13 protein-coding genes are annotated in these 21,222 nt (G+C 40.6%); 9 read left to right on the top strand and 4 right to left on the bottom strand.

The genetic code is table 11. The features are described from left to right. Positions 1-134 precede the first annotated feature (134 nt). The 4 genes from E2H97_RS14505 (at position 135) to E2H97_RS14490 (ending at position 5,970) form a co-directional block, all read left to right on the top strand. Positions 135-2,138: a methyl-accepting chemotaxis protein gene (locus E2H97_RS14505; RefSeq protein ID WP_133407795.1), complete on the top strand. Its 2,004-nt coding sequence runs from the start codon at positions 135-137 to the stop codon at positions 2,136-2,138. A gap of 37 nt (positions 2,139-2,175) precedes the next feature. Next, positions 2,176-3,378 (top strand): iron-containing alcohol dehydrogenase, encoded by a 1,203-nt coding sequence (locus E2H97_RS14500; protein ID WP_133407794.1) that lies wholly within the window; start codon positions 2,176-2,178, stop codon positions 3,376-3,378. Positions 3,379-3,493: 115 nt separating this feature from the next. Next, the gene (locus E2H97_RS14495; RefSeq protein ID WP_170308319.1) at positions 3,494-4,459 is read left to right on the top strand and encodes an ankyrin repeat domain-containing protein; all 966 of its coding nucleotides are present in this window, start codon (positions 3,494-3,496) and stop codon (positions 4,457-4,459) included. Positions 4,460-4,500: 41 nt separating this feature from the next. Beyond that, positions 4,501-5,970, top strand: a complete 1,470-nt coding sequence (locus E2H97_RS14490; RefSeq protein WP_425466793.1) for an ankyrin repeat domain-containing protein — start codon at positions 4,501-4,503, stop codon at positions 5,968-5,970. A gap of 8 nt (positions 5,971-5,978) precedes the next feature. Here the strand turns inward: E2H97_RS14490 and E2H97_RS14485 are convergent, their stop codons facing one another. Beyond that, the gene (locus E2H97_RS14485; RefSeq protein WP_170308317.1) at positions 5,979-6,359 is read right to left on the bottom strand and encodes an MAPEG family protein; all 381 of its coding nucleotides are present in this window, start codon (positions 6,357-6,359) and stop codon (positions 5,979-5,981) included. Positions 6,360-6,476: 117 nt separating this feature from the next. On the opposite strand from E2H97_RS14485, the gene E2H97_RS14480 reads away from it, so the two are divergent. Further along, complete coding sequence (locus tag E2H97_RS14480; protein ID WP_133407790.1) at positions 6,477-9,047, top strand: hypothetical protein; 2,571 nt, start codon at positions 6,477-6,479, stop codon at positions 9,045-9,047. A gap of 41 nt (positions 9,048-9,088) precedes the next feature. On the opposite strand, the gene E2H97_RS14475 is transcribed toward E2H97_RS14480, so the two are convergent. Together E2H97_RS14475 and E2H97_RS14470 are read right to left on the bottom strand one after the other, a co-directional pair. Next, positions 9,089-10,549, bottom strand: coding sequence for an aminoacyl-histidine dipeptidase (locus E2H97_RS14475; RefSeq protein WP_133407789.1), 1,461 nt, complete (start codon positions 10,547-10,549; stop codon positions 9,089-9,091). 1,067 nt (positions 10,550-11,616) lie between these two features. Then, positions 11,617-12,558 carry a hypothetical protein gene (locus E2H97_RS14470; protein ID WP_133407788.1) on the bottom strand — a complete coding sequence of 314 codons (942 nt, stop codon included), beginning with the start codon at positions 12,556-12,558 and terminating at the stop codon, positions 11,617-11,619. A gap of 250 nt (positions 12,559-12,808) precedes the next feature. On the opposite strand from E2H97_RS14470, the gene E2H97_RS14465 reads away from it, so the two are divergent. From E2H97_RS14465 to dnaJ, 4 genes are all read left to right on the top strand, one after another. Beyond that, on the top strand, positions 12,809-14,098 hold the full coding sequence (locus tag E2H97_RS14465; RefSeq protein ID WP_133407787.1) for an NCS2 family permease: 1,290 nt from the start codon (positions 12,809-12,811) through the stop codon (positions 14,096-14,098). Positions 14,099-14,499: 401 nt separating this feature from the next. Beyond that, positions 14,500-16,428 (top strand): leukocidin family pore-forming toxin, encoded by a 1,929-nt coding sequence (locus E2H97_RS14460; RefSeq protein ID WP_133407786.1) that lies wholly within the window; start codon positions 14,500-14,502, stop codon positions 16,426-16,428. 304 nt (positions 16,429-16,732) lie between these two features. Further along, a complete protein-coding gene (gene dnaK / locus E2H97_RS14455) occupies positions 16,733-18,661 on the top strand; it encodes a molecular chaperone DnaK (RefSeq protein WP_133407785.1) in 1,929 nt (642 codons plus the stop codon). Between the two features lie 323 nt (positions 18,662-18,984). Then, the gene (gene dnaJ / locus E2H97_RS14450; RefSeq protein WP_133407784.1) at positions 18,985-20,127 is read left to right on the top strand and encodes a molecular chaperone DnaJ; all 1,143 of its coding nucleotides are present in this window, start codon (positions 18,985-18,987) and stop codon (positions 20,125-20,127) included. A gap of 53 nt (positions 20,128-20,180) precedes the next feature. Here dnaJ and E2H97_RS14445 read toward each other — a convergent pair whose 3' ends face one another. Then, the gene (locus E2H97_RS14445) at positions 20,181-21,200 is read right to left on the bottom strand and encodes a hypothetical protein (RefSeq protein WP_133407783.1); all 1,020 of its coding nucleotides are present in this window, start codon (positions 21,198-21,200) and stop codon (positions 20,181-20,183) included. Positions 21,201-21,222: the final 22 nt, after the last annotated feature.

Raw genomic sequence — 21,222 nt, 5'->3', positions numbered from 1 at the left:
TGTTTAATGATTTAGTTAAATGAATTGTGTTTTTAGTTCTTTGTAGTGAATACTGTTGTTTTCTTTGGTGATGGTTGATTTCTAAATCGGTTTTTTTAAGAATTGATTTTTACAAAAAAATAACAAAGTCTCCGATGGAATCAATTAAGCGCTCTCTCAGTTTACAACTGGTCGTCATGATCGTTAGCCCTTTGGCTCTTCTTCTCACCCTTGTTGCGGGCTATCTTGTTCATAATGAAAGCGAACGCACTCGAACTAACATCGATAATGATATTGAAGCGTTAGTTACTCTAAAATCGACAGAGATCAGTAACTACTTTGTGGCCAAAGGCCAAATAATTCATACGCTTTTCTCTCAGCCTGAGCTGGTGGAATGGATAGATAATTACCGAGATCGTGGTAGTGATATTAGTCAAGACGCTAAATATCAAAAAACAGTGCAATATTTTTCTTATCTGACTGATCATGATGTCGATATTAAAGCGGTATTTTTTGGCTCAGCTCATACCTTCGAATACTTTGACACTTCCGGTCGTTACGATGGCGACCCTAATTATTACACCAACAAACGACCTTGGTGGCAGCAAGCTATAGACAAAGGTGGACTGTTTGTTGGCGAGCCTGCTGTAGACGCGAATGACGGTTCAATTTCTTCTACGGTAAAAACCTTAATTAAAAACAAACAAGGTGATCTGATTGGTATTGGAGGAATGGATATTCTGGTGGATACCATAGGAAAAAACCTATTAGCGTCGATTAAATATCAAAATCAAGGTCAGGCGTTTTTAGTTACTGATCAAGGAAAACTGGTATTTTTTAAAGACTTTAATGCATCACTTCCTCCAAGTTCAATGCTGGCGAAAGTAGACAACTCATTTTCGCAAACTCAAGGTTTCTCAAAACTACAATCGCAAATATTATCGAACACACAGGGTGTTGCTGAAGTCACTTATAAAGGCGTGCCACAAAGAGTCACCTTTATGAGCGTTAAAGGTGATTATCCCAAACAGCATTGGCATCTTGCTTTTATGTTACCGACAGCCGTGATTGAGGCTCCGGTGAGTCAAGCGGTGTGGAATGCCACCTTAATCTCACTCGCCATCATCGCTTTAGTGGGGTTTATGGTATGGGGAATGTTGCAGCCGTTTCGTCAACAATTGAATAAGTTAGTGCAATCTATGGAAGACATTGCTCAAGGCGATGGTGATTTATCCAGACGAATAGAACTAGACCGTCAAGATCAGCTTGGGCGATTAAGTCGTGCCTTCAACCTCTTTGCTGAAAAAGTGCAAAACATGCTTAAGGGCACATTAGAACAAACCCAAAAAGTGAATCAAGGTGTTGAAGAGATCCGAGCCGAATATGAGCAAGCGTTAGACAATGTGACAGAGCAGAAACGTCAAATTGATTCTGTGGCAACGGCAGCCAGTGAGATGGCACACACCAGCCAAGATATGGCGAACAGTGCCAAGCGCAGCAGTGAATTTGCTGATAACGCCCATCATCAAGCCGAAGAAGGTGGTGAAATTGTAAGCTTAGCGGCGAAAGGCTTGTATGATATGTCGCAACAAGTCATTGAAGCATCGGATGTGGTACGAGAGTTAAGGGATAGTTCTGAACAAATTGGTGAAGTACTTAGCGTTATTCGTGGTATTGCTGAGCAAACGAATTTACTGGCTCTAAATGCTGCCATTGAGGCGGCTCGTGCTGGTGAGCAAGGTCGAGGTTTTGCAGTTGTTGCAGATGAAGTGCGAACATTGGCATCCCGAACTCAAGACTCAACCGCGAATATTCAAACCATTATTGCCACACTTCAACAGAGTGCCCATAAAGCTGAGAGCGTGATGCAAGAATGCGTTGATCAAGCTAAGACGGGGGAAAATCTTACTTCCCAAGTAGAGAAAACGTTAACGGGAATAACCGAAGCCGTCAGTGCCATTAAAGCGCAAACCACAGACATTACTGTTGCTGTTAGTCAGCAGGCGGTCACAGCAGAAGATGTTGCTGTTAATGCTGAGCAAGTAAGAGAATTATCGGAAGAATCACTAAAGTCTAATCAGCAACTAAACCAAACGATTCAACTATTTGAAGAAGCGACTCAAGATCTGAATCAAAATATCGGTCAGTTTAAAATTTAACGCTTAATTGAAAAATCAGTGCCAAAGGAAGGCTACGATGAACGTTATTCAGAAAAACTATTACCAAAGCCTAATGCTGGGCATAAAAGTGTTGATGAACATTTTGCCTATACCGAAACCATTATTGCTTTCAGGTGCAGGCTCTACATCAACGCTACTTGAGTTAGTGGCAAACTCTCAAGGGCGAAGAGTCTTTTTGGTATCTGACAAAACCTTATCAAAGCTTGGCATTGTCAAATCTGTTGAAGAGCAATTATTAAATCAAGGGTGTGATGTCATTGTTTATGATGAGGTAGAGCCTGATCCGTCTGAGCGTTTAATCGATCAAATGGTCATTTTGGCGAGCCAATCCAAAGCCGAAGTGGTTCTTGCATTAGGTGGTGGCTCTGTGATTGATGCCGCAAAGATTGTCGCTATTTTATCTGGAACAATCAAGCGAGTGAGCCAAATTACAGGTGTATTAAAGGTTTGGCGGCGAAACCTTCCTTTATTTGTCGTGCCAACAACCGCAGGTACAGGCTCTGAAGTCACCATGACTTCAGTGGTCACCATGAGTAACGGTTTAAAAAAGCCTGCGGTTTCACCAGCGCTTGTTCCTATGGCGGCGGCATTAGATGCAGATCTTATGTTGGGTCTCCCTTCGCCAATCACTGCGGCTACAGGAATGGACGCGTTAACTCATGCCATTGAAGCTTATTTGTCGACTCATGCCGACAAGGAAACCGATGATTACGCAATCACTGCCATTAAGTTGATTTTCAAAAATTTACCCATCGCATATCAAAACGGAAGTGAAATTCAAGCACGGCAAGCCATGGCTAACGCGAGTTCTTACGCTGGGTTAGCTTTTAATAAAGCCATAGTTGGATATGTACATGCCATCGCACATCAGTTGGGGGCTCTCTACCATGTGCCTCATGGCTTAGCCAATGCTATAGTTTTGCCTTATATTTTGGAATTTTATGCTGATACGTGTGAAGAGCGGTTATCAAAGCTAGCGATTGCAATAGGTATTGATGGAGATAACCAGCAAGAGCTAGCTCAGGCTTTCATTCACGCTGTGAAAGATCTAAGTAGCACATTGAACATCCCAACTGTCGTAAAGGAACTAAAACAATCTGATCTACAAAGAATATGCGAGCTTGCCCTTAAAGAGGCCCATAATTTATATCCCGTCCCCAAATATATGTCGGAGCAGGATTGTTTGAAGCTATTGTCTTGTTTAATTGATAAAAGGTAAAACTCTCAAGTCTGAAAATAGTGCTTGCTTTTAACTTTACAGTGGCTTAAATACCGTTTACTTCTCTGATTAATCTTGATTCATCCTTGTTTATTTCGACATAACATCATCTAAAGTGAAGCTACTTTATCAATATCAAGCTTTATTTATGAGTGCAGACGGTTACAGTTATGCAGCTAAGGCCGCATATCAAAGAGTTTACCCTGAACAGTGGTACGATACTGCCAGTGCGACGCAAAAGACTTCTCCACCCCATATTTGGAAGGGTTTGACCGGTCAATTTGCTGTGCGTCGAATCAACGGAGATGAAAAAAAGCTTACTGGATTTTTAAAAACTAACCCAAATATTTGTAATGAAAAAGGGCAAAACTTTTTTCATCTATGTGTCCTTGAAGGGGAGAGTAATAATTTACATTTATTGAAAGAAAACCATGTGGACATTAATGCACGAGATAATGATGGAAAAACGCCTTTAGACTATGCGTATGAAATGCGCAGGGGCACAATGATTGCCACACTGCACTCTCTTGGGGCTGAAAAAAGGTTGAGACACAACCCTTTTCAAGTTCAAACGAAAACTCACTCTCGATTACCTCCAAAAGCCTCCAGTCATGGCTATCGCTATAAAGCCGATGAAAGTAAGGTTGCTATCGTCTCTCAATTTACGATTCTAGATAAAGAAAGATTGATTGAACTTGTACAATGTCATGGTGGAGATATACCGTACTTTCAAGGGAAAACGATAGTTCAACTATTAGCTGAATATGGACGTTTCGATGTATTAGGGAGCATTGAACAAGATTGTCCCAGACTTGTGAATGTCTCATCACTCAAGCTTCCATTTAAGCAAGCTCTAGCATGTGGCTGTATGACGTTAGCTACGCAAGAAGGCGTTCAGCTATGTTTTCGCTATTTTGAAGTTATGGTTAAAGAAGAGCAATCATCACTGACTTACCAGCTCATTGTATTAATTAGTCAGTGCAATCTTCTTAGAGACCTTTGTTATTTATGTCTACAAATAAAAGCCAAAGATGAGTTGTTATTTGCTATCGAGTTATTGCAAAAAAAGAAAGTGTTTTAGTAAAAGAGTCGGACATACCTTTTTTCATTTCTTTACTTAAATTGAAATGGGAGAATCACGTCATTTCCCTTATTAATGCACTTAAAACTGTCGAAGAGTGTAGAGGTTTTAATCAAAGGGTATTGAATGAAGCCATTGCTAGTGGATATTTATCCCTTGATAACTTGAAGTTACTTCTAGATAAATCAGATATTAATGGTATCGATTCAGAGGGGCATACTGCCTTATATTTTGCCTGCAAGCATCGACAACAAGCGATTATCTCGTATTTACTTAGACACCATGCAGATCCAACTCATTGCGCGGCTGATCGTCGTTCAGCAATGATGCTGGTTGCTCAGCATGGTGCTCATGATATTTTACTTGAATTTGCCAGTTATGGCTTTGTTTGGCACAAAGATAAAAGCATTAGAAGTGCAGTATGGAAAAATATTGTTAAGCAAAAGGTTGCAAAAGCTGAGAACGATGTGTTTTTCGAGTTTATGCAAGACGCCGATGAAGAACAGTTGATACAGATGTTTGAGGCTGGCTGTTCAATAGAGTTTATCGAGCAAAACGGTGCCCCTGAGCTATACCATTCAGTATCTTTGGAGCAATTTACCACAATAAAGGAGAGGTTTAGAACATTAAAACAGGAGCTTACGCTTAATGGAAGTCAGCAGGCTGAAGCAGATCTAATAACCTGTAGGCAGTTATTCGCTAGAAACCGACAACAAGCCAACTTGTTATTAAAAAAGGTTTTTAGTTCTAATGAAAAAGAACTTATTCGATTTTTTATTTCAGAAGTTGGAATTTTAACACTGCTATCTCCACCTACTCTATCTGCAAATGTTACTGTTGTTACTTTGAAAGATGACCCTTGTTATTTACAAAAATGTCGTGAATCACTGAGGTGTATACCAAGTGCAAATTTTATAACGCTTGAAATGAATAGGAGAAGCCATTTATTAGAGTTTGATTTTATAAAGTTGACCCCCATGACTGATGAAAAAGAATGTATTATTCATGTAATTGGACATGGTCCTACGCCTTTGGGTAGCTCTGGCCAAAGTTTTTCGGCAAACTTCTTACATCTTTTTGAGCAACTTCGTCTACCTGAAAATACGCCTATAACATTGTATTTCCACTGCTGCCAGCAAGCCGTGGATATGATGAAAGGTAACAACCCTTTCTTATCTGAAATGTTACTTGAATTGGCAAAAAATCAAAGATACCCGAAGGTGGTATCGTCAACCGTAAATATTTATCTGAGTATTGATGGTATAAATTCGCTGGCGGCAAAATGTGAAAAAAATATAGATGGCTCTAGAGAAGTTAAGTTATGGCAAGGCAGTAAAGTTTGGTTAGAGCCAAGCTTTCAAAAAAAGCAGGGGTTTAAAGGCATATCAACGAAAAACTATCGCAGTGATTTTATTAAAGTATTGCAATACGATAAGGACCAGAAAATCATTCGTGAACGTGATAAATCCACTCAATCTGATGATCCACAGGGGCTAGTTTCTCTTATTTAGCGGTGTTGTTATCGGTTGATGAAGACCAAAAAGAATGCTGCAACGGCTAATACGACTAAACAACTAAAAGTCAAAATCATTCCCCAAAATCGAGCTTGAAGCGTATGATTTGAAATCGCAAATGCATGCATACATCGACCAATGATGAATATGCTACCAATTAAATGCGTAAACAGAGGAGACTGAGAAAGATATTCAAAGCTGAATAACAGAATTAAAAAAATAGGAATGTATTCGCTAGCGTTGCTCATTGCTGCACGGGCTGCAGCAAGATCTTGATTCCCTCCATTACCAATGCTAATTCGGTGCTTTCTTCTAAGTGAAATTACCTTGAATGCCAATGTGATCAGCAGCAAAGTAAGAAGTGCGGCATATATTGGAGAAACCATTATCAACATCCTTATTCTGTTTTTGACCAATAATTCACCAGAGGTCAAGTCGCCATTAAGTGTTCTTATACTATGATGCGGTTAAATTAACTTCAACCACTGTTACGAGGGGGAGTTATGTCTGCATCACCGGAAGCCGTTTCAAGTTCTGATTTACTACCGCAGTTTCCTTCAAATGAGGAAGGGAAAGCCTGTGATAGTCAGCAGTACAATGAATTTGAATTACAGAAAAAAGAGAGTGATGAACAAGAGGAACTGTTTCACAATCATCAACCCAGCCCTCCAACTCATGTAAATGTTCCCCCTGAGTTTAAAGCTAGAAAAAGGCTTTTAGGGGCGGAGATAACTCGTACTGTCACGGCACCTTTAATTGATAAAAAAGAGCAACTGTTGAAGTTATTGGATTCAGAGCCAAGTCTACAAGCGGCATTCTTAACTTGTGCTAGACATTCAAAAGAAATGGCACTGGTAATTTCAGTCGCTGACGTTCGAAAAATACATGAACACCAAATGAAACGCTGGGGATATTTATCAATAGGCGTCATAGTGGGGTTATTGTTTTTAAGCACTAAACAGCCTCAAGCCAATCAACCACCAAATGCAATTGAAAACAATGAGAAAGCGAAAGAACTGTGGACTGAACTGACCCTATATGGCTGTGACAGCTTTACTCAAGCATTGAATGACACCTTATATGATATTGATCCATTAATTAAGGCACTAAAAAGTGCTGAAGCAAAAGCCCGTTTTATTAGTGAGTTATCGGAAAAATACACAGAAATTGTTCCTGAGGCGGAGCCGTTACAATTACTTAGCGAGGAGACAAATAGTGCAGAACCATCAGAAATTGAGGTTAATGGCGTTAGATGTGAACTCCATAAACAGATCGATTTGCATTCGTTAACGTCGGATGAAGCGCGTTTCGATCTTGTAAAGGCATTGGTTACACACTGGAAACAAGATCATCCCCTTAGTCAGCTGGTGATTTCTGGTTCTAAAGCTTATTTATGCTATACCTCAGAATTAATACCTTATCGACAACCTTATGAGCTGGTGGAGTGGTTATGTTCTTTTCAAGATGATGGTGATTTTATTTCTGTCTGTAAGGCATTGGAGTTAGGGGAGTTTGTCGATTTTAGTGTTTCTCCTCAACATTATAAGGCGCTATTTAGCAAGCATCAGCAGACAAGAGACCAGTGGAAACCCGAAATGACCGCTGCTGAAATATTTAAAAAGCATAGAAATGGTGGAGCATTATCGACAATTGTATTTATGGCAGGGGTAGAGGCTTATCGATACAAGCCCGATACAGGATTAAGTCGTACACTTCGCGTTCAAGTTGTACCGGTTTCAACACTTGAAGCAGCCACAGATACGTTTGAGCTATCGAGAAATTTACTTAACTCTCTTGTCGCTGTGGTAGAGCTTCACGCTCAAAGCAGAACAAATTGGTACATGCCATTAACTGCAGATCAAGCTTTAAGTTATCAGGCTCAACCCCATTCGGATGGAGCAAAAATATGGGCGAGGACTTCTTATCAAAAAGCCGTAGCGGTTTTAAACCTAGTCCCAAAAGATAGGCCTATGACTGAAATAGCAACACGACCTTGGCTACAATTTTTATCTGAAAAATTAGGTGGAAACTGGCAACAAATTGGATTAAGTCGTTATCAAGTGTTTGACGTGATTCCTGAGTTAGAAAGTATGCTGGATTACTGGGATAACAAGCTTGAAGCACAAGAGTCCATTATGAATTTGCCTGATGGATTGTTAGACATTGCGAAAGCGGATTTAGAGCTATTCACTGAACCGTTAACTGTACTCGATACCAAATTAGTGGTTCAAGCTTGTAATCGTAAAATAAAGCTCTCCGAAGCAATGATGGCTTTTAATGGGCACACAGATATATGGGTGTTTTTTAAGCTCTACCCAGAAAATACGATTTCCTTAGATGCCTTGTTTCTTTTAATTCAACTTTTTGAGTTAAAGCCCGATTTACTATTAGAGCTTTGTAACAATAGGCCACTAGTATATAGAGGATTCTACAATGCTTTTAACTGTTGGTTTAAAGAAATATTGGACGATGAAAATGTCAGTTCTAGTGAAATGCGTTGGATAGCGACTCAGAGTAATGTTATCCAAGCCTTAACTGAAGCGAAAGTGACGCAAGATAGCTTACACAAATATGTTTTGGTGCTTAACCCTGAACTGGCAGAAAAATTATCGGATATGAATGGACTTCGTCTCGCTTGGTTTTGTTTTGCATATTATTTCAAAGGAAAGAAAACGGGGCGAGCAACTGCTGCTCTTTTTGATCTAACTAAATCTGGATCGCTTCACAATGCGTTTAGTGGAAAACCAGTGCTTACTTTGGGTAATGAAAAATATTATCTAGTACCAATGCATTACATTGCACCTATATATTTTTATAGAAGTGATGTAGGTCATTGGACAAGCGGGGCAGTATGTGATTTTTGTCAAAATCCACAACAACCAAATTGTGGAAAAACCATTTTCCATATCGATTATCAAACAGAGACAATGTTGCAAGATACTGAACAAACGAGTGTTGCTCATTTCTATAACCCCAAGGGGACAGATAAAGATATCTGCTCAGCGTGTCTTGAAGTTAAATTAACTGAGCAAAAAGCTGAAAAAGGTGAAGCCTTAGAGAAAGAGACAACTTAACATTATTAACGTAAAGCTGTCTCAATCAGTCCGATAACAAATTAAGCTTTAGTAGGAATTCGCTCAAGAACCGCTAATAATAGCTCCCAATATTGACCTACTGTTTCAATCAGTACTTTTTCATCAGGGCCATGTGGATAACGAATCGTTGGGCCAATCGAAACCATATCCATATCTGGGTATGGCTTTTTAAATAGACCACATTCAAGACCAGCGTGGATCACCATGATATCAGGCTCTTTTTTGTAAATGTCATGGTAAGTTTCATTCACCAACGCCATAACTTCTGAGCTGTTATCAGGCTTCCAACCTGGATAAGCCCCGCTAAACTCAACTTCTGCACCAGCCAGCTGAGCTAAAGAGGTTAAGTTACCTTCAACTTGGCTGCGTCCTGAGTCAATGAGAGAGCGGATTAAACATAGGATGCTTACATGTTCGGTTTCAGTTGAAATCACACCTACGTTAAGTGAAGTTTCAACCACGCCTGCAACGTCATCACTCATTCTTTCTACACCGTTAGGGCAGGTGTTAAGTAGAGCGATGAAGTCATCTTGACTTTCTTCTGCCATCACTTGCTTTGGCGTTTCGGTTTCAGAAAGCGTGAAGGTAAAGTCTGGATCGGCAATGGCCAGTTCCGCTCTGACTAACTCTTGGAAGAAAGCGGTGAGCTCTTGTAAACGTGCTACTTTTTCTTCTGGAATTGTAAAGGTGATTTCTGCTTCACGCGGAATGGCGTTACGCAGTGAGCCGCCGGTGAAGTTAGCAAGCTCCAGTGCAAGTTCTTCTGCATGACCAGCTAAAAAGCGTGCTAACAGCTTATTCGCGTTGCCACGTCCCATGTGAATATTCACACCAGAGTGGCCGCCTTTTAAACCTGAAATGGCTAGTTTATAGGGTTTTTGACTTGGCTCAGCCGCTTCCCATGCCATTGGAACCGTGATTTCGGCATCAACGCCGCCAGCACAGCCCATGTAAATTTCGCCTTCTTGCTCTGAGTCGGTATTGATCAGAATATCAGCTTCAAGAACACCAGCTTCTAAACCAAATGCACCTGTCATTCCGGCTTCTTCATCAATCGTCAGTAAGACTTCTAAAGGACCGTGTTTAATATCCGTCGAACCTAGAATAGCCAATGCTGAAGACATACCAATGCCATTATCAGCACCTAGCGTTGTGCCATTAGCCGTAACCCAATCGCCATCAACATAGGCTTCGATTGGATCTGTTTCAAAATCGTGGACTTTGTCGTTGTTTTTTTGTGGCACCATATCAAGGTGGGCTTGAATACAAACAACTTTACGACCTTCCATTCCAGCAGTGGCTGGTTTTTTAATAATTAAGTTACCAACTTTATCTTCAATAAAGTCTAACCCTTTCTCTTTTGCCCAAGCTTGAATATGAGCACTGAGTGCTTGTTCATGTTTGGATGGGTGTGGAATTGAACAAATGGTTTCAAACCATTGCCAGAGAGGTTGAGGGTAGAGTTGATTTAATGCAGTCACAAGAAATCCTATTATAGAAAACGATGCCTCAATAGTACGCCAAATGTTGGATATTCCCAATAGTCACAATTTTACTACGTCAAACTGAAGCGATATAGGCTAAGTAAATTTGCATGTGGCTGTATCGATATTTAGACACTTATACATGTATTTGTAATTTTATTACTTATTGCGCGGTGTTTATATGAAAAATCATATTTATTGTTGTAATAAAATTACCTGTATGTATAATTGAGCCATTAATGAGGTGGGAGTCTTATTGATAGTTTTTATTACCTAATTGTCTAGGTAACATTTTTTAGGAAAGCTTATGGTGTGGTTCATTCTCTGCATTTGAGTTGCACAAATTATAAGCCTTCCTTATCCCGTTTGCATGATGTCTTCGCCTGCTCTATTGAGTGGGCTTTTTTTTTGCCATAAAGAAAATGTTGATTATGTAATTTTGCAACGCTTTAATTGTCTTTTTTTAGGATCTTAGTGTGATTGATGCGGTGTTTATTCATTTTTTGAGGCTGAAACCGATTGGTGGAAGAAAAAAACAAGAAATAGTTGTAATTAAATTACAGGTGTGTATAATTCAAATCATCGGTTAGGCAAGAGAATTCATTCCTACCGAATGTTTTATCCAGGATGGATACCTGACTCCAAGGATCTGAGTAACAAGTTGTTTGTCTCCACGGATTGAGAATTGATGTAGTTCCACGGAATCGAGCCAAGCTTTTATTGAGCATCGAAATTTAACAACTTTGTTAGGAGTACAATTATGTATCAAGGTAACGAAACCCTATATTGGCAAAACACTTGGTTTAATGCTGAAGCCCTGCGCGGCGGGTTATTTACTTTAAAGTTTTAAGGGCTAACTGACCCTAGATTCTATATCGAATCAGTTACCATCAACCCTTGTAGTCCATTTGGACTTTTAACAGATTCAAGTAGCGGTGTCGGAACAAAGTCTTTTTTCTGATGTCGCCAAGTTTAACTCTATCCTTTGTAGAGTTACTTCCTCAAAGAGGCCGCTTGCAAGATGTCTTTGCCTGCTCAATATGAGCAGGTTTTTTTTTGCCCGCCTATCTCTGTGCTACTGTGTCAACAAGTGCCTTAAGTTCTACAAAGTACATGTGTAGTTCTTGTTTGTCAGGTCTGCTCTGAAAATCTAGGACAGTAGGCAGCTTTTGGACAGATGTGCAAACAATCTTTTGCAAAATGGCAAAATCTGGATCTGTTGAGCTCATTTGATTGAGTCTAGAGACTAGGGCAAGAAAGTTTGCTTTATCTTGATATTCAGGCGGAGCAATAGGTTGTTTCTCCACTGCCTTATCGTCATCATTTTCTCGATACCTGAACAGCTCTAAGTATGTTCCAATGTAATTATTTGCGCCTTCAGATAATTTGGGGATGACTAACTTAATATTTTGTTTCGCTGTGAGGTTGAGACTACTAAATGTGTCTGAAACCTCATCAGTTCCATTTGCACTACTGACTGGGAGGGAGTGTAATTCACTGGCTTGGTGAGTTTGAGGCAAAGATTTTGCAATTTCGCCAATCTGGTTTATCTGAACTTGTAATTCTGGCGCATTGATAAGTGATTTCTGCTGATCATTAAATAAGGCGACCATTGATGACACTGCTTTAGCATCAATATGTGAATACCAAAGTAATGCATCTTGTTGTTGCTCAGGAAGAAGCGTTGGCTTGTTACATCTTGGATATTGAACGCAGTCGCACCCTATCACTTGTTCTAGAGCCAACTTAAAAGTTGGAAAATCGCTATGAAGTTGCATTTGGTGATCTGCAGGGAAGTTTTTAAATGTGTCATAACTGAAAGGAAAGTTTCCTTCTTTATGGGCTTGCTCTAATAGGCGCACAAACTCAGCTTCATCTAACCAATTTTCCTTGAGAGTTTCATAAGTTTCTTTCGCTTTAGGGTTAAAGTTAGCTTCAATAGCTTTGGGGGATTCGTTCGATGGAGCCAAGCGTGGCGTTTCTGTGACAGCAGATAGTGATGCCATTTGAACCTCTGTACCTTATCTGGATTTTTTTGGGGAGCTTTATTTTTATATCCAATAAGTTATTGAAGTCTAATTAATTTGCATTCATTTGCTGTTAATGCAGGTGGTTTTTATATCCGAGAACTTGTTAATGGTAGGGCTGTTTATTCTAAATACAAAACTGTTAAATCGCTCACATAAAGCTGTTTGTGTGTGATCAATGTCGGTATAATTCGTGGGGTTATTTTTTCAATCCCTAGGTTTTATCATCATGTTTGAGAAGCTGTTCAAACTCAAAGAACATCATACCAATGTAAAAAGGGAAGTTATTGCAGGTGTAACGACTTTCTTAACCATGGCTTATATCATTTTTCTTAACCCCAGTATTTTAGCTGATGCGGGTATGGATCATGGCGCTGTTTTTGTAGCGACATGTATTGCCGCTGCGATTGGCTGTTTGATCATGGGGCTTTATGCGAATTATCCAATTGCACTAGCACCAGGCATGGGCTTGAATGCTTTTTTCACATATACCGTAGTCGGAGAAATGGGGCACTCTTGGCAAACGGCTCTAGCCGCAGTGTTTTTATCTGGTATATGTTTTCTACTCTTGTCACTGTTCAAAGTACGAGAAATGATCATTAACTCTATTCCAATGGGACTGAGATTGGGGATTACAGCTGGTATCGGTATTTTTCTTGCGTTAATCGGTTTAAAAAGCGCGGGGATCGTTGTTGCTAGCCCTCAAACGTTAGTGACTTTAGGTGACATTACGGCATTTCCAGCTGTTATGGCTGCACTTGGTTTTTTCCTTATTGTTGCCTTAGTACAACGTGGTCTTAATTCAGCTGTATTTTTAAGTATTCTCACTATTACTTTGATTGGATTGATGGCGGGTGAAGTCAAATATCAGGGAATTGTTTCAATGCCGCCAAGTCTGTTGCCTACTTTTATGCAAATGGATCTCGCTGGTGTATTCGAAGTGGGCATGATTTCGGTGGTGTTTGCTTTCTTATTTGTCGACCTATTTGATACTTCTGGTACTTTGGTTGCAGTATCACAACGTGGTGGCTTATTGGATGATCAAGGTAAATTGCCCCGTTTAAGCCGTGCACTGATGGCGGATAGTGTTGCTACTATTGCAGGTTCTGCTTTGGGGACATCCACAACAACGAGCTACATAGAAAGTACAGCAGGTGTGAGCGCTGGTGGGCGTACTGGTTTAACGGCAGTTGTTGTTGGGGTTCTTTTTTTACTGGCGATGTTCTTTGCACCACTTGCGGGAATGGTTCCTGCCTTTGCAACAGCTGGTGCATTATTTTATGTGGCAATGCTAATGATGGCGGGCTTGACGCATGTTGAGTGGGAAGATTTAACTGAAGCTGCTCCCGTTGTCGTTGTTTGTATTTTGATGCCATTAAGTTTTTCAATCGCAACAGGTATTGCATTGGGCTTTATTTCTTACGTTTTGATTAAAATCTTATGTGGTCGAGCGAAAGAGTTGAATCTTGGAATCGCAATTATTGCAGCACTATTTTTAGCTAAATACGCGTTCTTTTAAATAGAATACTGTTAGACCTTAGGTGAGCATGCCTGAGGTCTATTTTCTTCAAGACTTTCAACAGTCATTTGCTCTCATCTTTTAAAGTAACTCCAGATTTCCTACTGAATTTATGATTGGTGTCACCTTGTGATTTCTATTTTTTTGTGCCTATTATTGCTTAATTAAAACATTGGTTTACCGTTTTTATCTTACTTTATTTTATGCTGGTATAGTGTTTTTTTAGAGTTTTTTATCTAATAAAGTTGTAGTAAAAACTCTATGCAAAGTGGTACGTTTCGTTCCGTTAAGTGAAATTTAAGTTTTGTTTAACAGGGTCGATTTAGTCGTGATCACCCTAAGGAGTATTGGGAAGCACTTCTAAATCCAATTAGATTTCAAACTATAAAGGAACATAGTTAATGAAACCGGTTTTTAGTATCAATACAAAAAAAGCGCTACTTTGTGCGGCGTTACTTTCTGCCAGTACTGCCATGCCAATCATGGCGAAACAAGCCCCATCCGTATTTGCTCAAACATACCTTCAATTGCCTCAAGAGCACTTGGCTGGGGTGTATTATGTAAATATTGACAATGCAGACTTAGTTTCTGAAAGAGAGAAAATTTTTTCCGAGGTTAAGCTGGGAAATTTAGTATTACTAGATGCAACAGAAGTTGATGATAAAAATAATGCCAGTCAGAAGTTGTCAACATTATTAGGCATCGGCGTTGTAGCGCCTATCACACTTGTTTATGAGCAAGATGGTGAGCTCTATACCCATGCGATTAATAATCAGGTGGATTATGATGAAAGTAACTACCACTCAGTAGATTTTGATCTTTTGAATCAAAATATTATGGAGGCTATTGGACAGGCTTCATCAGGAGTTCAAACTGAGTTAAGCGCTAGCTCAGACGCTCTAATCGCTCAAAAAGCTGTCGCATCATCTGCAGGGAGACAACCATATCGTTTTGGTGTTTCTAGAAAGCTACGAATTTCAGAGAATTTATCTTGTGCTGGTCCTCAGTATCTTAATCACGACTCGTGGGATAGGTTTCATGGTCGTGTCGATGAGTGCAGCAGTAATCGCTCAAAGATTGATGTGACAATGACACTTAGAATGTTACGTTCTACGGGGAGTCAAGATACTGATAACGCCAAGTTTTTTAGAGTAACCGTTAATAAACAAGATGGTACTGGCGCAGGTATTCATCTCAGTAACGCAGTATCAATCAATAGCCATTGGCCTAATAATATGGATAGAAAGCATCGCTTATCTCCCATTATTGGATCATTTGAGCAATCTGTACACCCATTGACCAACACCTCGAATATGTCACTCCATAATACCTATCCTGATAATACTGCACTTACCACAGAATATAGTGAAACAAGTGGCTTCACGATCGGTGGTGGAGTGAGTGCTAGCGCAGAAGTGAGCGACGGAGGCCCTAAAGTTGGTGCAGGTGCTAATGTTGGTTTTTCAATTAATGCCAGCCGTACGATTAAGTACCTGCAGAGTGAATATCGCGTTAAGCAAGCTTCAAATGGATTAACCGGTAGATTCGTCTATGAGCGCAATGAACACGAATGTGCTCTTTTGAAAGGAAGTCACGGGGGAGGTTGTACTACGACCTCTGGATGGGGCGATGCAGATCATATTATTGATGCAAGCAGAAATCGGATTTCACCAGTAGCATACGCAAACTTTAAACCTAATTTTGATTATATTTATCGAGCGGAACCTCATAAAAGAGGCACGAGTAACTTTGAGTTAAATACGACCCTTAAGATTGCTCGAAAATATGCGACTCGAAGCATCACTGGCTGTGTTTTTTTCTGCTCAAGAAATATCATGGCAACGCAACATACAACATTTAATAGAAGAAATGTTGTGACGGTAAACTGGGATCACCCTGCTTTTGAACCTGAGCCTAATGTTTATTTAAAAGCAGAAGGGCATAATAATCAGTGCTTAGCCGTTCCTGGAAACAATCCAGCAGTAGGTACCTCAGTGATTACATACAGTTGTAATAATGATTGGATAGATCAAACTTGGGGGTTGGATGATAAAATGCGCTATCGTTCACGAGTAGCACCTGATCGTTGTTTAACTGTGATGCCAAACAACCAAGTCAAAACTCAAGCCTGTACAACAAATAATGACCAAAGATGGGAATGGGTTGGCAAGAAGTTGAAAACACTGGCTAATGGTAAGGAAGGTTTTGTTTTGCAATTTAATGCACATGGACAGTCAGTTACCGTTGCTCCTGAGTTACCAGCATCGGCTTCAGCTCAAGACAAACGTAAGCAAGAGTGGGGGCCATTTCTTACTAACCTTAGTTGGTAATCCACTTTAGGTTGATTAATCGATAGCTCTGATTTTTTAATCAGAGCTATTTTTTATGAACTTCATTTTGAGCAATATTGATATGCCTCGATCGTTTTGTACTCAACCATAAAAAAATTCTTCAATTATTTTCATTTTTACCCTTGTAATCCATAAGGGCATCCCAATATAGGGTACTAAGAAGATATGGAAGGCTAATTCGTTAAGTCTAAAAAATTATCAACTAGGCTTGAAAAGCGAGATTAAGACCCCATATCAAGGAATAGAAACAGAATTACTTCGTAAAGATTTTTTGGAGGACCCCATGGGTAAGATTATTGGTATCGATTTGGGCACAACCAACTCTTGTGTTGCTGTACTAGATGGTGACAAGACACGTGTTATTGAGAATGCCGAGGGCGATCGTACCACCCCATCGATTATCGCTTATACAGATGACGAAACGTTAGTAGGTCAACCTGCAAAGCGTCAGGCGGTAACTAACCCTAAAAACACTTTCTTTGCGATCAAGCGTTTGATCGGTCGTCGTTTTAAAGATGATGAAGTTCAACGTGACGTAGACATTATGCCATTCAGCATCATCGAAGCTGACAATGGTGACGCATGGGTTGAAGCCAAAGGCAACAAAATGGCGCCACCACAAGTTTCTGCTGAAATCTTGAAAAAGATGAAGAAGACTGCAGAAGACTTCCTAGGTGAAGAAGTAACAGAAGCGGTTATTACCGTTCCTGCCTACTTCAACGATTCACAGCGTCAAGCAACTAAAGACGCGGGTCGTATTGCGGGTCTAGAAGTTAAGCGTATCATCAACGAGCCAACAGCAGCTGCACTTGCTTACGGTATCGACAAGAAAGAAGGCGACAACATCGTTGCCGTATACGACTTAGGTGGTGGTACCTTCGATATCTCTATCATTGAAATCGACAACCACGATGGCGACCAAACGTTTGAAGTATTAGCAACTAACGGTGACACTCACTTAGGTGGTGAAGACTTTGATAACCGTTTGATCAACTACTTAGCAGACGAGTTCAAGAAAGAGCAAGGTCTTGACCTACGTAACGATCCGCTAGCAATGCAGCGTCTAAAAGAAGCGGCAGAAAAAGCGAAGATCGAACTTTCTAGCACGACTCAAACTGAAGTGAACCTACCTTACATCACAGCTGATGCGACTGGTCCTAAGCACTTAGTAGTTAAAGTAACGCGTGCGAAACTAGAATCTCTAGTTGAAGACTTAATTCAACGTTCACTTGAGCCTCTAAAAGTAGCGCTTTCTGATGCTGACTTATCAGTATCTGACATCAACGAAGTAATCTTAGTTGGTGGTCAAACTCGTATGCCGAAAGTACAAGAAGCCGTAACTGACTTCTTCGGTAAAGAGCCACGTAAAGACGTGAACCCAGATGAAGCTGTTGCTTCTGGTGCAGCAATTCAAGGTGGTGTACTAGGCGGTGACGTTAAAGACGTACTACTACTAGACGTGACTCCATTGTCTCTAGGTATCGAGACTATGGGTAGCGTGATGACTAAGCTGATTGAGAAAAACACTACGATCCCAACTAAGGCTCAACAAGTGTTCTCAACTGCAGACGATAACCAAGCGGCAGTGACCATTCACGTTCTTCAGGGGGAGCGTAAGCAAGCAAGTGCCAACAAATCTCTAGGTCAATTTAACCTAGAAGGTATCGAGCCAGCACCACGTGGTATGCCACAAATTGAAGTTGCATTCGACATTGATGCTGACGGTATCTTGCACGTATCTGCTACTGATAAAAAGACAGGTAAAGCACAGAACATCACCATTAAAGCTTCTTCTGGTCTAAGCGACGATGAAGTAGAGCAAATGGTACGTGACGCTGAAGCACACGCAGACGAAGATAAGAAATTCGAAGAGCTAGTAACGGCTCGTAACCAAGCTGATGGCATGGTTCACGCAACTAAGAAACAAATCGAAGAAGCGGGCGAGCAACTTCCAGCAGACGAGAAAGAGAAAATCGAAGCTGCAATGAAAGAAGTTGAAGAAGCAACTAAAGGCAACGATAAAGAAGCCATTGATGCATCAACTCAAAAGCTAATGGAAGCTTCTGCTAAGCTTATGGAAATCGCTCAAGCTAAAGCTCAAGCAGAGCAAGGTGCACAGCAACAAGCTGGCGGTGCTGAGCAAGCTAAAGATGCAGCGGCAGATGACGTTGTTGACGCTGAATTCGAAGAAGTGAAAGACGACAAGAAGTAATTTGTTGAACGCTTCGAATAACTAGAAAATTTCAACGGGCGTTCTGGGAAACCAGTACGCCCGTTTTATCGTTAAACCTAAAAAAAGCAGTTAAGCGCATTAATGTGACATAACTGCATAAATTTGAAATAGAAAAGCAGAGGGCTAACTCACTAATACGGTGAATGCTAAACGCCCATAAGCTGGCTAAAATTCCCACTGGCTGCGTTATGGATTTTACAAGTAGAAACCACTACTTGTTGCAATCCAAGCCTTGCCATTAGCAATTTTTTCTACGCTTATGAACGTTTCTAACTGCTTTTTCTAGGTTATAAAGAGTAATTATGTCTAAAAGAGATTATTACGAAGTACTGGGTGTTGGCCGTGATGCCAGCGAGCGGGAAATTAAAAAGGCGTATAAGCGCCTAGCGATGAAGTATCACCCTGACCGTAATCCGGGTGATGAAGTTGCTGAAAAGAACTTTAAAGAAGCGAAAGAAGCTTACGAGATCTTAACCGACAGCAATAAAAAAGCCGCTTATGATCAATTTGGTCACGCAGGTGTAGACCCGAACCAAGGCGGTGGCTTTGGTGGCGGTGGTGGTGCCGATTTCGGTGACATCTTTGGCGATATGTTTGGTGATATCTTTGGTGGTCGTGGTGGCGGTGGTCAGCGTCGTGCTGCTCGTGGTGCTGACTTACGCTATAACCTTGAGTTATCGCTTGAAGAAGCCGTTAAAGGTCTAACCAAAGAGATCCGTGTGCCAACCTTAGTCGGTTGTGACACTTGTGACGGTAGCGGTGCGAAAAAAGGTTCGTCGTCTTCAACTTGTGGTACTTGTAATGGTGCTGGTCAAGTTCAGATGCGTCAGGGGTTCTTTGCCGTTAATCAAGAGTGTCCAACCTGTCATGGTCGTGGCAAGGTGATTAAAGATCCTTGTAACAAGTGTCGTGGCGAAGGTCGAATTGAGAAAACTAAGACGCTATCCGTTAAAATCCCAGCAGGCGTTGATAACGGTGACCGTATTCGCTTAAGCGGTGAAGGTGAAGCTGGAGAATTTGGTGCACCTGCAGGTGATTTGTACGTTCAAGTGAGTGTTCGTGAACATAACATATTTGTGCGTGATGGCAACAATTTGTACTGTGAAGTACCAATTTCATTCAGCAAAGCGGCATTAGGTGGCGAGATTGAAGTGCCTACGCTTGACGGCAAAGTGAACCTAAAAATTCCTGCTGAAACGCAAACAGGCCGTATGTTCCGTATGCGTGGCAAAGGTGTTAAGTCGGTTCGTAGCCACGCGGTAGGTGATTTACTGTGTAAAGTCGTCATGGAAACGCCTGTGAACTTGAATGAACGTCAAAAAGAATTACTGCGTGAATTTGAAGAGTCACTTTGCGGTGATACTAAAGCAAAGAAAAAACACAGCCCGAAAGCCGAAGGCTTTTTTGATGGGGTGAAAAAGTTTTTTCAAGATTTAAATAGTTAGCCCTATATACTATTTGCTTATGTTAAAGCCCTCAGTTGAGGGCTTTATTGTTTTTAAACAACATACTTAGGCTCTCTAACAATATCACCTTCTTTAAATACGCCCTTCGCATGTTTTTCAAGTACAGTCCAACAATACTCATCTAACATGGTTTTATGCTTGGGATGGGCTTTATAAAAACTTGCTAAATCTCTGTACCCGCGTTCATGGGCAAATTTGAGCATTTGCTTTGTATAACTGCCTAGCATGTGTACGGTAATACATGGAATGCGAAGCTCTTGGCAGGCTTTAGCTATTTCGATTAAATTACCCACTAGATCATCAACAGCAACGACATAAGTTGCTTTCCCTTGCTTGCCTTGCCATTCTTTAATCACTTTTTTGAATCGTTCACCTTTAGTTAGCGTTTCATTGTGTTTGGTTCGGCATAAAAATTCTTGAAAAAGTTTAGGGTTGATTCCTGCTTGCCTCATTCGTGTATAAATATTGCGATCACCAACCCCATCTCCGTAGCCATTCGTTAGTCCCCAAATACTGATCCCAGGATATTGTTCTTTTAATTTTGTAAATATACGAGTAACGGTTTTGACGGATTGGCCTTCGAGTGGAATAAATTTAAAATTTGCTTGGTCAAAAGGTAAGCTGCTTTGATTATGGCTAAAAAGAGTATCATCTTGATCCATTAAAACGACGGGCCATCGACCAAGATTAGTGGGTAAAGTTAATAGCTCTTTGATGTGCAGCACACGAGGAATGTGTGTACAACCGTACTTTTCTCTCATTTCTTCAGGAGGAACTTCTAATCGATGATGCAAATGGTGGTCAGTTATTTGTCCATCACTGTTGCGTTCGATAGAGGCTGACTCTTGTGTATGTCTCTCTGTTGGTTGAGAGTGAAATTGATGAGTAGAGGCTGATAAAGGAGTAGTAACAGTTTCCGCTTCATCTGACTCTACCTTAACAGCGAAGTCATGTAGTATTTGTGGATTATCAGGTATCGGCGTCGTTGGAGGCTTTTCCCCTATGACTTCGGGTGAGAATGGCAACGTAGACGGTAAAAATTCTAACGACATTAATTATCACAGGTTTTGACTA

This window comes from Parashewanella tropica (genome assembly GCF_004358445.1).
Classification (GTDB): Bacteria; Pseudomonadota; Gammaproteobacteria; order Enterobacterales; family Shewanellaceae; genus Parashewanella; species Parashewanella tropica.
Note: the sequence above shows the minus strand (reverse complement) of the source record. Positions and strands in the feature narration are given on the sequence as shown.

What these genes read in the sequence shown, in the direction of transcription:
- E2H97_RS14505 (WP_133407795.1), top strand. Translation starts at nt 135, where the DNA reads ATGGAATCAATTAAGCGCTCTCTCAGTTTACAACTGGTCGTCATGATC.
- E2H97_RS14500 (WP_133407794.1), top strand. Translation starts at nt 2,176, where the DNA reads ATGAACGTTATTCAGAAAAACTATTACCAAAGCCTAATGCTGGGCATA.
- E2H97_RS14485 (WP_170308317.1), bottom strand. Translation starts at nt 6,359, where the DNA reads ATGGTTTCTCCAATATATGCCGCACTTCTTACTTTGCTGCTGATCACA.
- E2H97_RS14480 (WP_133407790.1), top strand. Translation starts at nt 6,477, where the DNA reads ATGTCTGCATCACCGGAAGCCGTTTCAAGTTCTGATTTACTACCGCAG.
- E2H97_RS14470 (WP_133407788.1), bottom strand. Translation starts at nt 12,558, where the DNA reads ATGGCATCACTATCTGCTGTCACAGAAACGCCACGCTTGGCTCCATCG.
- E2H97_RS14465 (WP_133407787.1), top strand. Translation starts at nt 12,809, where the DNA reads ATGTTTGAGAAGCTGTTCAAACTCAAAGAACATCATACCAATGTAAAA.
- E2H97_RS14460 (WP_133407786.1), top strand. Translation starts at nt 14,500, where the DNA reads ATGAAACCGGTTTTTAGTATCAATACAAAAAAAGCGCTACTTTGTGCG.
- dnaK (WP_133407785.1), top strand. Translation starts at nt 16,733, where the DNA reads ATGGGTAAGATTATTGGTATCGATTTGGGCACAACCAACTCTTGTGTT.
- dnaJ (WP_133407784.1), top strand. Translation starts at nt 18,985, where the DNA reads ATGTCTAAAAGAGATTATTACGAAGTACTGGGTGTTGGCCGTGATGCC.
- E2H97_RS14445 (WP_133407783.1), bottom strand. Translation starts at nt 21,200, where the DNA reads ATGTCGTTAGAATTTTTACCGTCTACGTTGCCATTCTCACCCGAAGTC.